Raw genomic sequence first — 12,558 nt, forward strand, 5'->3', positions numbered from 1 at the left:
AGCCCTTTCAATAGCGGAGCCAAAGAGGAGCAAATGGAGATACTCTTGCTGACCCATGAGCGGGAGCTGGGGCGCAGCGACAACAGTGGCCAACTGGCGCTGCAGTTGTTTCCGCAGTTGTGTCGCCGCCTGCTGTGGCAGCGGCGTCAGCCCTTGGTGTTGCCAACGTCAGGCACCTATCTGCTGTATCCGGCCGATGCGGATGAACCCAGAATTGCAGCCGATGAACTGGCGGAGACGGATCAGGTGATCATTCTCGATGGCACCTGGCAGGAGGCCCACAAGATGCTGCGCCAAAGCCCCTGGCTGCGGGTGTTGCCACGGGTCAGCTTAAGCCAGCTGCCGCCGTCAAGATTCAGGCTGAGGCGCAATCAAAGGGAAGATGGCCTCTGTACCGCCGAGTGCATCGCCGCCCTGTGGCAGGCCAGTGGTCGGCAGCAGCAAGCCCTGACCTTGATGGAACAGTTCGAACTGTGGCAGTTAAAGATGCAGGGCCAGTTCAGTAAAGAGCCAGTAAAGAGCCAGTAAAGCGTAAAGCAGGGCGGTCAGACGGCGGTGGGCAGCACCGTCAGATAGATGCACAGGAAGTGGCTCAGGGCCCCCAGCAGCACAAACAGGTGCCAGATGGCGTGATTGAAGGGAATGCGTTTAACCGCATAGAAGATGACCCCCAGGCTGTAAAATAAGCCGCCACTGAGCAACAGCTGGAATCCCAGCGGGGAAAGCCCGGCAATCAGCTCATCCAGCACAGTCATGCACAGCCAGCCCATCGCCAGGTACAGCAGCAGACTGATGGCCTTGAATCTGTGCAGAAACAGCACCTTGAATCCTATCCCCCCCAGGGCCAGCAACCAGATGGCCAGCAACACCCAGTCGGCGTTGGCCTTGGCCAGGCTTATCATCATCAGCGGGGTGTAGGTGCCGGCGATAAGCAGATAGATGGCGCAGTGATCCAACAATTTAAGTTTCTGTTTACGCTCAGGATCTTTAACCGAGTGATAAGCGGTGGAACAGGCAAACAGCAGCACCATGCTCAGACCATAGATGAACACACCCAGCAATTGGGCAGTGCTGAGCACGGACGAGCCCCGCAGCAGCATCAGCGCCGTGGCCGCAAGAGCGGCCAGTACCCCAAGGCCATGGCTCAGGCTGTTGGCAAACTCTTCCCTGGGTGAATAGGCGGCCTGGGCCTTGGTTGGTGTCATGATGATCCTTATGGAATGTCTATGGGCTGGCGATGCCTTTGGGCTAACAAGCCTGGCAGCAAAGTTACACAGTAAAAAAGCCACACGGTAAAAATAGAGCAATGAATCTAACACCTGTGGCGCCGCGGGGCAAGAATTAAGCTTACAAGTGTACGCTTAAATTTGGATGGTGTCTTGTCTGAGGCAAATGGCTGGTTTTGCCATTGGTTGATAACTCGGCCGAGTGTCATGCGATTTCTATTCGGGCTGTAGGCCTGGCTGCAGGGCGGCTGCGCTATGGTTTCCCATTCGCTTCCCAAACAGGCTGATTTTGTGGGTAAAAAAGTTACCAGACTGTGGGGCTGAACTTTTCTGCTCAAGTTGACTCGAACACCAGACTCAAGGAAAAAGGACAAGGAACCCCGAATAGCCTCACAGCTCCTGCTGACAGTTGGCCTTCAGTGCAATGCGTTTAAAGCAATTGGCTTTAAAGCCATTGGCTGTCAACGCACGCAGTTCAAAGCACGGCCTATGAATGTGTGGCTCAGCGCTGTGGCCTGGGGAAATTCGGGAAAGACGTTATTATGCGGACAAGCGTGTTTGGATTAATCAAGGACGACATAGAGGCAGAAATTGAGGCTGACACCGTCCTGCTGCCCGAGCATCTGCCAGCGGACCGGCTATCGCCCGGTTCAAACCGGCATATCGCCTTTGCAAGCGAACCTGAGCCTGTTAATGGGCAAATCCTCAATCCCGCGGGCGTGAATGTCACTTTACTGCCCATGGCTATTGGGGGCGATGAGCCAGAGCCCTTACATCCGGTGCCTTTACATCCAGTGCCTTTACATCCAGAGCACGCCTTGCCCGACTTGCCGCATGAGGCAAAAGCGCAAGGGCCAGGGGAGACAAAGCCGGCGGTAAAGATTTTTGGCAAAGGCCAGTTGCTGGCCTTTGCCGTCCTGGCGCTGCTGCTGCACCTTGGCATTGTGGCTCTGCTGTCCACATTCAACTGGCAAATACCCCAATCCCTGTCAAAGCAACAGCCAAAGCCCGCGGCCCTGAAATCCTATTTGTATGTTGCGCCGCCTGCGCCAGTCATTGCTGAATTGCCGCCTGAACCTTCGGCACCATTGCCGAACGAAGCACAAGTTGAACCCATTCAAGCCGAAGCCAAGCCTGAGGTTGAGACTGAGCCCAAGCCAGATCCCAAGCCAACGCTGGAGACTAAAAAGGCAGCCCAAATAGTGGCTGAGGTAGAGGAACAGGTGCAGGAGCCATTGCCGGAAGTGGAGCAGGAAAAGCAAGCCGGGCAAGCGGCAGCGCAGAATCAATTTGCCCGAACGCCCGTGGATGCCCAGCCAAAGCTGGACTTTTCCACCTCCGCCAGTCGCTTCATTGCCGACAAAAATGCCCAGGCGCTGGAGACACTGGGGCAGGAGTATGCAGACCGCAAGACTATCCCCGGCGGTATGTCCGAGATGTTGCCGGACATGGAGGTGCTGGAGGTGCCCAATGCCGATGATATTTATAAACCCAGTACCCTAGATCACAGACTCGATCCCAATCGCATCATCAAGAAAGGGGATACCTGCTATCGGATAGTGAAGGTGCCAACGCCGCTGAATCCCCATGCGGAAAACCCCGGCTTCCCCTTTAACTGTGGTGGCGACAAGGTAAAACAGGCCATCAAGGAAGGCATCAATCGCCATCTGGAGCGCATGGGGCGGAAAATAAATAGATGAAATAATTAGATTGCAACATTCATATTGCATTGCATGATTTATTTATTGTTATAAATTACAATATGATAAAGACTCTAAAAATTAGATTTATTTGTGTTTTTTGGCTGCGCATAAACGCTCTTGTGTTTTAATTGCGCCCATGGTTATACTGCGGCCACTTGTCGGAGTGCCTTAGGGCTGAGACCGTTAATTCGGGATCCGTTGAACCTGATCGGGTTAAGACCTGCGAAGGAAACAAGCTGGGATCCCCCTGCAATGGGGGATCATTGGGATAAAGCCAACGGGCGCAATGGCCGTGGATTTTTCCCGACGCTGACTCAACTTCTCTCTATTCCCCGACAAGCAAATTCATCTTTCAAAAGAGTGAGCTTGCTTATGTCAAACCGTCGTGAAACCCGTGCCGCCGCCCAGGCTTTTATTGAAAACCTCAAGCCGCTGGCCCATCCCAATTCAGAAAAAATCTACCTGCAGGGCTCCCGTGCCGATATCCGGGTCGGTATGCGGCAGATCCACCAGACTGATACCCGCATTGCCGCCGCAGATGGCAGTATTCGTTTGGAGCCCAACCCGGCAATCCGGGTTTATGACTGTGCCGGCGCCTACAGCGATCCGGCCGCCAAGATCAATGTCCGCCAGGGATTGGCTGCACTGCGCAGCCCCTGGATCCTGGAACGGGATGATACCGAGGTCCTTGAAGGTGTCAGCTCCCAATTCACCCAGCAACGCCTTGCCGATGAAGGGCTGGATCATCTGCGCTTTGATGCGCTGCCCAAACCCCGCCGCGCCAAGGCCGGCAAGAGGGTGACCCAGATGCATTATGCCAGGGCGGGGATCATCACCCCGGAAATGGAATACATAGCCATTCGGGAAAACCTGGCCCGGGCCGCTGACACAAGCGGCGATGGGTGGGATGAACAGCTCACGCGACGCAAACCCGGTGAAGCCTTCGGTGCCCTGGTGGGGCAGCCCATTACGGCCGAGTTTGTCCGAGACGAGGTGGCCCGCGGCCGCGCCATCATCCCCGCCAATATTAATCACCCCGAGGCAGAGCCGATGATCATCGGCCGTAATTTCCTGGTGAAGGTCAATGCCAACATAGGCAACTCTGCGGTGACCTCATCCATCGAGGAAGAGGTGGAAAAACTGGTATGGGCCACCCGCTGGGGCGCAGATACTGTGATGGACTTGTCCACCGGTCGCTACATCCACGAGACCCGCGAATGGATAGTGCGCAACTCGCCCGTGCCCATAGGCACAGTGCCCATCTACCAGGCGCTGGAGAAGGTAAACGGCATAGCCGAGGATCTCAGCTGGGAAGTGTTCCGCGACACCCTGATTGAGCAGGCGGAGCAGGGGGTGGATTACTTTACCATTCACGCCGGTGTGCTGCTGCGTTACGTGCCCATGACCGCCAAGCGGGTGACAGGCATAGTGTCCCGCGGTGGCTCCATCATGGCCAAGTGGTGCCTGAGTCACCACAAGGAGAACTTCCTCTACACCCATTTCCGCGACATCTGTGAGCTATGCGCCGCCTACGACGTCTCCCTGTCCCTGGGGGACGGCATGCGTCCCGGTTCAATCGCCGATGCCAACGACGAGGCCCAGTTTGCCGAGCTGGAAACCCTGGGGGAACTGGTGAAAATCGCCTGGGAATATGATGTGCAGACCATCATCGAAGGTCCCGGCCATATTCCCATGCAGCTCATCAAGGAGAACATGGACAAGCAGCTGGAGCACTGCGCCGAAGCGCCGTTTTATACCCTGGGTCCCCAGACCACAGACATAGCGCCGGGCTACGATCATTTCACCTCCGGCATAGGGGCGGCGATGATAGCCTGGTACGGTTGCGCCATGCTTTGCTACGTGACGCCGAAGGAACATCTCGGCTTGCCGAACAAAGAAGACGTCAAGCAGGGCCTAATCGCCTATAAGATTGCCGCCCACGCCGCTGACGTGGCCAAGGGCCATCCAAGCGCCCAGTTGCGGGACAATGCCCTGTCGAAGGCCCGTTTTGAGTTCCGCTGGGAAGATCAGTACAACCTGGGGCTTGATCCCGACACGGCCCGGGCCTATCACGATGAGTCACTGCCCCAGGAGTCGGCCAAGGTGGCCCATTTCTGCTCCATGTGCGGTCCCAAGTTCTGTTCGATGAAGATCACCCAGGACGTGCGTGACTACGCCGCCGGCTTGGAAGCGGCCAAGGCTGCAGGAGCAAATGACACAGCCCAGGCCATCGAAGTGCAAGCCATAGCTGTGCAGCACAGTATTGCCCGGGACGGCATGGCGAAAATGTCCGATGCCTTCCGCGATGCCGGCGGAGCCCTGTACAGCGAGCATCATGTGGATGGGGTGCTTGAGCCCGTTTCAGGGGAATAGCATGGAGGCCAATCCCAAAGCCAAATCCATTCCGAAAGCCATTCCCGAGGCCTTTAAGAAACCGATAGTTTGGACCATTGCCGGTTCAGACAGCGGCGGTGGCGCCGGTATTCAGGCGGATCTGGCGACCATCAATGCCCTGGGTTGCCACTGCTGCACAATAATCACGGCGCTGACCGCCCAAAGTTCGGTGGCCGTGACCCTGGTGGAGCCGGTATCAGATGCCATGCTGCTGGCCCAGCTGAATACCTTGTTTGCCGACATGCCGCCCGCGGCCATCAAGATTGGTCTGTTGGCAAATCAGGCCCAGCTCAACTTGCTGGCGGATTGGTTGACTACCCATGTGCCCCAGGTAGCCATGGTGCTCGACCCTGTGATGGTGGCCAGCTGCGGCGACTCGCTGCAGCAGGGCCGCGGCCGGCTCGATTTCAATCCCTTGTTCGAGCTTGCCACCATCATCACCCCCAATGTGGCCGAACTGGCGCAGATGACGGGCAAGGAAAAACTTCAAAATGAGGCCGATTGGCATCAGGCGGCCACAGCGCTCAAGGCAAGGATCCGGGGCAGCCTGTTTGCCAAGGGTGGCGATTTTCCCCGTCATGGGCGGCTGGCCACCGAGGCCGAAGATCTGATGTTGCTGGGCGAGCTCAATGACTGCTCGCCGCTGCACAGCAACATGGGCTTCAAGCTCACCAGCCCAAGGGTACAGACCGATAACAATCACGGCAGCGGCTGCACCCTGGCGAGCGCGGCTGCGGCCTTTTTGGCCCAGGGCTATGTGGTGCCCGATGCCCTGGTGCTGGCCAAGGCCTATATCAACCACGCATTGGCGCTGGGTTACAGATCAGGCGCAGGCCCCGGGCCCTTGGGTCGTCCGGGTTGGCCAGAGTCCTTGGAAGATTTCCCGGCCATTTCGCCTTTGGCAATCGATGGAGCCCAAAAAGGGCAAGCGGCAAACGAAGTGCCCTTTGCCACGCTTGAGGCCAATCTTGGGATCTATCCCGTGGTGGCCGATATTGAGCAGCTAAAAGTACTGCTGAAGGCGGGGGTGAAAACAATTCAGTTCAGGCTAAAACAAACTGCCACTCCGGGGTCAGAGCCGGAGCGGGCCGTTATTCGTGCCATTGAGTTGGGACGAGAATACGGTGCGCAACTCTTTATCAACGATCACTGGCAGCTCGCCCTGGCCCATGGCGCCTTTGGGGTCCATTTGGGCCAGGAAGATTTGGCCGGGGCACCCTTGGGCAGGCTTGCCGAGGCGGGGTTGGCCCTTGGCCTCTCCAGTCACGGTTATTTCGAGGCCCTGCTGGCATTGGCTAATCAGCCGAGCTACCTGGCCCTCGGGCATATTTTTCCGACCCCCACCAAGACCATGCCCTCCAAACCCCAGGGCCTTGAACGCCTGAGGCGTTATGTGGCCACCTTTGCGCCAAGGCTGCCGACCGTGGCCATTGGCGGAATAGACAAGCATAATCTGGGGGATATCCGCGCCACCGGCGTCAACAGCGCCGCCGTGGTGCGGGCCATCTGTGCCCACGGTGCACCGGATGAAGCCCTTGCAGAGCTGACCGCGATCTGGGAGGACGGCCATGGGACTTTCTGACCGGGATTTTATCCGCTATTCGCGGCAGATATTGTTGCCCGAATGCGGCGAGGCTGGGCAAGTACGTCTGGGGCAAAGTCGCATCGCCATAGTGGGCTGTGGCGGTTTGGGCTGCTCTGTGGCCCAGCAATTGGCGGCCGCCGGCGTCGGTCACATCAGCCTGTTTGATGGCGATACGGTTGAGCTGTCCAACCTGCCGAGGCAGTTGGCCTATGACGACAGGGATCTGGGTCAAGGGAAAGCGCAGGTGCTGGCCGCCAGGCTCGCTCGCCGGTACCCGGGGGGCACGCTCAGCGCCGCCGGTGCCATCACTGCGGAAAACGTCGATTCAGCACTTTCGGGTAAGGATTTGGTGCTCGATTGCAGCGACAACTTTGCGACTCGCCACAGGGTTAACGCAAGTTGCCAGCGTTTGAATCTGCCCCTTATCAGCGCCGCCATCAGCGGCTTTGAAGGCCAACTGCTCCTTGTTACACCCGGTGAAGGGCCCTGTTACCAGTGTCTGTATCCGGAAGATACCCAAAGCGCCGGCAATTGCGCCGCCCAAGGCGTGCTTGGGCCCGCCGTGGCCGTGATGGCTTCGATGCAGGCGCTGCTGGCGCTGAAATTGTTGCTGGGGTTGGATTGCAATAGCGGGCGTCTGCTGCGTTTCAATGGCCTAAGCCTCAGTTGGCATGAGGCCAGGCTGGAGCCGGATCCCCTGTGTCCCATTTGCGCCTTGAGGCTTGGTACTTCTAAAACCCCAGACTCACAAGTTATCCCCCAAGGGAGAAAGAACCATGTTGACCATTCAGTTTAACGGCGAGTCGCTGCAGTTGCCTGCGGGACTTAGCCTGAATGCCTTTCTAGAGCAACAAGCAATCCGGCCCCAGCAGGTGGCTCTGGTGCTGAACGGTACTGTGGTGCCAAGGCATCGCTGGACGCACCTGCATCTTGCCGAGGCCGACCGCCTTGATTGTTTTGCCGCCGTGGCGGGAGGTTGAGATGCTGACCATTGCCAATCAGCAATTTTCATCAAGATTATTCAGCGGTACCGGCAAATTTGCCTCTTCGGCGCTGATGCAACAGGCCATAGCCGCCAGTGGCACCGAGTTGGTGACCTTGGCGCTCAAGCGCATCGATCTCAGCCAGGGCCGCGATGACATATTACAGCCGCTGCTGGAACGGGGCGTAAAATTGCTGCCCAATACCTCAGGTGCCCGCAACGCCAGGGAAGCGATACTCGCGGCGAACCTGGCGCGGGAACTGCTGGGTACTCACTGGCTGAAATTGGAGATCCACCCGGATCCCCGATACCTGATGCCCGATCCCATGGAAACTTTCGAGGCGGCCAGGGAGCTGGTGTCCCAGGGCTTTGCGGTCTTGCCCTATGTCCACGCCGATCCTGTGCTGTGCCGACGCCTGGAGGAGATAGGCTGCGCCGCCGTCATGCCGCTGGCGAGCCCCATAGGCTCCAATCAGGGGCTGGAGAGCAGGGCGTTTTTAAAGATCATCATAGAGCAGGCCAACATTCCTGTGGTGGTGGATGCCGGCATAGGTTCGCCGTCCCAGGCCTGTGAGGCGATGGAGCTTGGCGCCGACGCCGTGCTGGTCAATACCGCCATTGCCTCCAGCGCCGATCCAGTGCGTATGGCGGCGGCCTTTGCACGGGCGGTGGAGTGTGGCCGCGAGGCCTATTTGGCGGGTCTAGGCGCCAGGGGCGTTCAGGCCAGTCACACCAGCCCCCTGACCGCATTTCTGGGAGTCGAATGATGCAACTCGCCAGAGGGATAGTGGTCCCTGAGACGCAGATCGGCAAAGTCCGATTGAATGTCCCATCGAATGAGTGTGGGGCCGAGGTAGCAGGATTTGCTACTGAGTTTGCCGCCCTTGACATGGATAGACTCAAGCTTGGGATCTATTCGGCCACGGCGGCCGATGTGGAGCGGGCGCTCAGGCAGCCAGAGCGGCTTGAGAGCCTGATGGCGCTGCTGTCACCGGCCGCCGTGCCCTATCTGGAAACCATGGCACAGCTGAGTGTTGCCGCCACCCGCAAACGCTTTGGCGCCAACATCGGTCTGTATTTGCCGCTGTATTTGTCAAACCTCTGTGCCAACGAGTGCGACTACTGCGGCTTTACCATGGGCAACAGGATCAAACGCAAGACCCTCAATGATGATGAGCTGGCGCGGGAGATGGCCATTATCAAGGGCTGGGGCTTTGACTCTGTGCTGCTGGTGTCCGGTGAGCATGAGACCAAGGTCGGCATGGACTATTTCCGCCGAATTTTGCCCGCGGTCAAGCAGCAGTTCTCACACCTTGCCATGGAGGTGCAACCGCTGGCGGAGGGCGAATACCGCGAGTTGGTATCCCTGGGGCTTGATGCCGTGATGGTCTACCAGGAAACCTATCAGCGCCGCACCTATGCCGCCCACCACACCCGCGGTCGCAAGTCGGACTTTAACTGGCGCCTGGACACTCCGGACAGACTGGCCCGGGCCGGGGTCGATAAGATTGGCCTGGGTGTTTTGCTGGGCCTCGATGATTGGCGCCTGGATGCGCTGGTGATGGGCCATCATCTGCACTATCTGGAGCGGCACCATTGGCGCAGCCGTTACAGTATTTCCCTGCCGAGACTCAGGCCCTGTGTCGGCGGCGTGCCGCCCAAGGTGGAGCTGAGCGATCGCGGCCTGGTGCAACTTATCTGTGCCTTTCGCCTGTTCAGTGAGTCACTGGATATCAGCCTGTCGACCCGGGAAAGCCCTGAGCTCAGGGACAACTTGTTTTCCCTGGGGGTGACCCAGGTCAGCGCCGGCAGCGCCACCTCGCCGGGGGGCTATGCTGCGCCCCAATCACAGCTCGATCAGTTTGAGATAAGTGATGAACGGACCGTGGATCAGGTGGTGGCAGAGTTGCAGCTCAGGGGACTTAATCCGGTATTCAAAGATTGGGAAAGAAGTTGGATAGCGGGATAAACCCACAGGTGCGCTTATTTTGCTGGTCTTGATGGCGGTTCTGGTTAATAATTAACCCAGACTTTTTTCCGAACCACCCAGACTCTGCGAGGAGGTGCTGTATGCAGATCCCATCCGCGATCGCTTCCGGCATTAACGGTTTTAACAGTGCCCAAAACAGTCTGGCCCAAGCCACAGTCGATGTGGCCAGGCCCGAAGTACCTGCCGAACAGGCGGCGTTGCAATCGCCACCGGTGGACAAGACAGAGGCGCTGATCCAGGCCACCCAGGCCGTCACTCAGGCTGAAGCTTCCGCTGAAGTGATTGACAGGGCCGATGAGACCCTGGGAACCATAATCGATATCAGCGTGTAATTCCCATGGAACCATTGGCGCTGAACATTCCTGGCTCGGCGTCATTCGCCGCAACCCCCTTGCCGTCGACAACCGTGCGGCAAGGTGGAGCTGCAGCTACCCAATCAAACACCCCTGCGGTCATTCCCAAGCACATAAGCAAGCCTGCGCCAACCGCAGCACCCACAACAACCGTTTCCGAAAAAACCGTCACTCGGGAGACATTCGGAAAACCGCAAACCAATCAATACAGCATGAATTTTGGTCCCCAATCGGCAGCGGCTATTCTCAGCCGCCAGGCAGCCAAAGAAGGGGATACAGATAACAGCGTTGCCGACAACGGAAACGCTGTTAAGCCTTTTGCCCCCGTTTTTGGGGGGCAGGGTAGCGGTGATGGTGCAGAACCTGCGGAAAGGGCGGTTGTCGATCCGTTTCAGCGTTCAACGCCGGCCCAGACATCAGAGTCGGAAGACGAAACGGCCGCTGTTTTTGCCGATGAAGCCGAAGCCGATCCTGTAGAGTCCGCTGCGGCGGCGAAGGAGCAAGCCAAGCTTGCGCGAGAGCAGCAGGAAATTGAGCAGCTTGAGGCCAGGGATGCCGAAGTCCGCACACACGAGCAGGCCCATGCCTCCGTGGGGGGCCAATATGCCCGCAGCCCCAATCTGACCTTTGAGAAGGGGCCCGACGGCAAACGCTATGCCGTGGATGGCGAAGTGTCGATTGACATAGCCCCGGTGAACGGTAATCCCCAGGCCACCATCAACAAGATGCAGCAGGTGTATGCCGCCGCCATGGCGCCGGTCAATCCCTCTGCGGCGGATCTGCAGGTGGCCGCTGAGGCGCTGCGTAATATTGAAGTTGCCAAGCGTGAACTCAGGGATGCAAGGCTCGAAGCCGCGCCGGCACCGGAGCAATTAAAATTGCTGTATGATGCCAAGAGCGACATTGAAGAACAGCCGGAATTGGAACCCGTCAAGCCGAGTCTCGGTGGTCGCAGCGTGGATGCCGAAGGTGAACTGGTATCATCTGCACGGGACACCAATCCTGCCTCGGAACTCATCGATACCATTATGGCCAAAGTGGCCAACGAAAGGGGCCCTTTGTTTGAGGAGCGCAGTTCCGATAATGCCGCAGTAACATCGGCCGCGAACAGCAGTATCAATCTCAGCCCGCCCAAAGCGATTTTGGCCTATCGCAATACCCAGCAAATGGGCCAGGGTAACCCGGCGCAGCCACTGCAGGGTGAACTTGGCACTTTGGTACGGGATGAAGATCTCTTTGGCCGGGCCTTCGGCCTGGATGAACGGGTGCCTTCAAGACAGGGATTGGGCGTTAGCGTCTGATTAGCATGCACCGCTTAATCATTGACTTCATCCCTTGTCTGTTCGGTCTCAACCGTTTCCAGCCCCTTGCCATGCCGCTCAAGGATCAATTGCTCCAACAGTCTGGCAGCCGGTCCCTGGCGGTCGCGATTGGGGATCACCAGTGACAAGGGAACCCGTCTGGCGCTGCTGCCCTGTAATTGCAATCGCACCAATTCGCCCATTTCCAATTCCTGTTCCACCAAATGTAGCGGCAACCAACAGAACCCCATGCCCCGTTTAAGGATGGCCAAGGCTTCGTGAAAGTTCGACAGGGTCCAGCGCTGTTCGGCCTTCAGCCAACCAAGCTCCTTGGGGCTCTTGAGCGCCGTATCCTTGATAACCAATTGCAGGTGGCGGGCCAGCTCCTTGTCATCCAGTGGAGCAGGCAAAGATGCCAGCGGGTGCTGCGGAGAGCACAGCAGTATCATCTCCACTTCGCAAAGTGGCTCGGCCAGATAGCCCTTTGGCGGCTGACCACCGCATATGGCGATGTCGACCTTGTTCTCCAGGATAAGTTCGTGGGTGCCGGTGATCACCGAATCCAGCACTGTCACCCGGGTGCCGCGGCAAAGGGGCAGAAAACGGGCGAGGGCACAGACCAGGTGTTCCATTGGGTAAATGAGTTCCCGGCCTACGGTCAGGCTGGGTTCCCAGCCCTGCTCAAGATTTCCCGCCAGCTGTTCCAGCTCACCCACCATCTGGGTCAAATGGCGGGAGCGCCTGAGCAACACTTCCCCCTGTGGCGTCAGATGGGCCTTGCGGCCGCGCACTTCCAGAAGTTCGATACCAAGCTGGTGCTGCAGTTTGGCGACCGCATGGTTAAGGGAGGATTGGCTCTTGTTGAGTGCCTCGGCGGCCTGGGCATAGCCCCCGTGATCGACGACCGCCTGCAGAATACGCCATTGCTCCAGAGTGGATTTTGCTCGTGACATAGCATGTGCCTTGTGTGCAACTTCATTCGATTTTTTGCAAAGAACTGGCCAGATTCTGGCGTGATTCTTTC

The 12,558-nt window shown here is 58.0% G+C and carries 12 protein-coding genes and 1 riboswitch; of the genes, 10 read left to right on the forward strand and 2 right to left on the reverse strand.

Features of this window, described 5'->3' with window-relative positions:
- The first annotated feature begins 33 nt into the window (after positions 1-33).
- The gene (locus JYB85_RS08470) at positions 34-528 is read left to right on the forward strand and encodes a DTW domain-containing protein (RefSeq protein WP_207381834.1); all 495 of its coding nucleotides are present in this window, start codon (positions 34-36) and stop codon (positions 526-528) included.
- Positions 529-545: 17 nt separating this feature from the next.
- On the opposite strand, the gene trhA is transcribed toward JYB85_RS08470, so the two are convergent.
- Positions 546-1,205 carry a PAQR family membrane homeostasis protein TrhA gene (gene trhA, locus JYB85_RS08475; protein ID WP_207381835.1) on the reverse strand — a complete coding sequence of 220 codons (660 nt, stop codon included), beginning with the start codon at positions 1,203-1,205 and terminating at the stop codon, positions 546-548.
- A 563-nt stretch (positions 1,206-1,768) separates the two neighbouring features.
- On the opposite strand from trhA, the gene JYB85_RS08480 reads away from it, so the two are divergent.
- The 9 genes from JYB85_RS08480 (at position 1,769) to JYB85_RS08520 (ending at position 11,534) form a co-directional block, all read left to right on the forward strand.
- Positions 1,769-2,926 carry a hypothetical protein gene (locus tag JYB85_RS08480; RefSeq protein WP_207381836.1) on the forward strand — a complete coding sequence of 386 codons (1,158 nt, stop codon included), beginning with the start codon at positions 1,769-1,771 and terminating at the stop codon, positions 2,924-2,926.
- 152 nt (positions 2,927-3,078) lie between these two features.
- Positions 3,079-3,177, forward strand: a riboswitch (TPP riboswitch).
- Positions 3,178-3,301: 124 nt separating this feature from the next.
- A complete protein-coding gene (thiC, locus tag JYB85_RS08485; protein ID WP_207381837.1) occupies positions 3,302-5,302 on the forward strand; it encodes a phosphomethylpyrimidine synthase ThiC in 2,001 nt (666 codons plus the stop codon).
- 1 nt (position 5,303) lies between these two features.
- Positions 5,304-6,905, forward strand: coding sequence for a bifunctional hydroxymethylpyrimidine kinase/phosphomethylpyrimidine kinase (locus JYB85_RS08490; RefSeq protein ID WP_207381838.1), 1,602 nt, complete (start codon positions 5,304-5,306; stop codon positions 6,903-6,905).
- Complete coding sequence (locus JYB85_RS08495; protein ID WP_207381839.1) at positions 6,892-7,704, forward strand: HesA/MoeB/ThiF family protein; 813 nt, start codon at positions 6,892-6,894, stop codon at positions 7,702-7,704. The genes JYB85_RS08490 and JYB85_RS08495 overlap by 14 nt, the downstream gene beginning before the upstream one ends.
- The gene (thiS, locus tag JYB85_RS08500; protein ID WP_207381840.1) at positions 7,685-7,888 is read left to right on the forward strand and encodes a sulfur carrier protein ThiS; all 204 of its coding nucleotides are present in this window, start codon (positions 7,685-7,687) and stop codon (positions 7,886-7,888) included. The genes JYB85_RS08495 and thiS overlap by 20 nt, the downstream gene beginning before the upstream one ends.
- A 1-nt stretch (position 7,889) precedes the next feature.
- On the forward strand, positions 7,890-8,657 hold the full coding sequence (locus JYB85_RS08505; protein WP_207381841.1) for a thiazole synthase: 768 nt from the start codon (positions 7,890-7,892) through the stop codon (positions 8,655-8,657).
- A gap of 122 nt (positions 8,658-8,779) precedes the next feature.
- Entirely contained in the window at positions 8,780-9,859 is a 1,080-nt protein-coding gene (gene thiH / locus JYB85_RS08510) for a 2-iminoacetate synthase ThiH (protein WP_407695880.1), read from the forward strand.
- 101 nt (positions 9,860-9,960) lie between these two features.
- Positions 9,961-10,212, forward strand: coding sequence for a chemotaxis protein (locus tag JYB85_RS08515; protein WP_207322935.1), 252 nt, complete (start codon positions 9,961-9,963; stop codon positions 10,210-10,212).
- A 5-nt stretch (positions 10,213-10,217) separates the two neighbouring features.
- Positions 10,218-11,534 (forward strand): putative metalloprotease CJM1_0395 family protein, encoded by a 1,317-nt coding sequence (locus JYB85_RS08520; RefSeq protein WP_207381843.1) that lies wholly within the window; start codon positions 10,218-10,220, stop codon positions 11,532-11,534.
- A gap of 14 nt (positions 11,535-11,548) precedes the next feature.
- On the opposite strand, the gene JYB85_RS08525 is transcribed toward JYB85_RS08520, so the two are convergent.
- The gene (locus JYB85_RS08525; RefSeq protein ID WP_207381844.1) at positions 11,549-12,487 is read right to left on the reverse strand and encodes a LysR family transcriptional regulator; all 939 of its coding nucleotides are present in this window, start codon (positions 12,485-12,487) and stop codon (positions 11,549-11,551) included.
- Between the last annotated feature and the right edge of the window lie 71 nt (positions 12,488-12,558).

Source organism: Shewanella sedimentimangrovi (genome assembly GCF_017354965.1).
GTDB classification, from domain to species: Bacteria; Pseudomonadota; Gammaproteobacteria; order Enterobacterales; family Shewanellaceae; genus Shewanella; species Shewanella cyperi.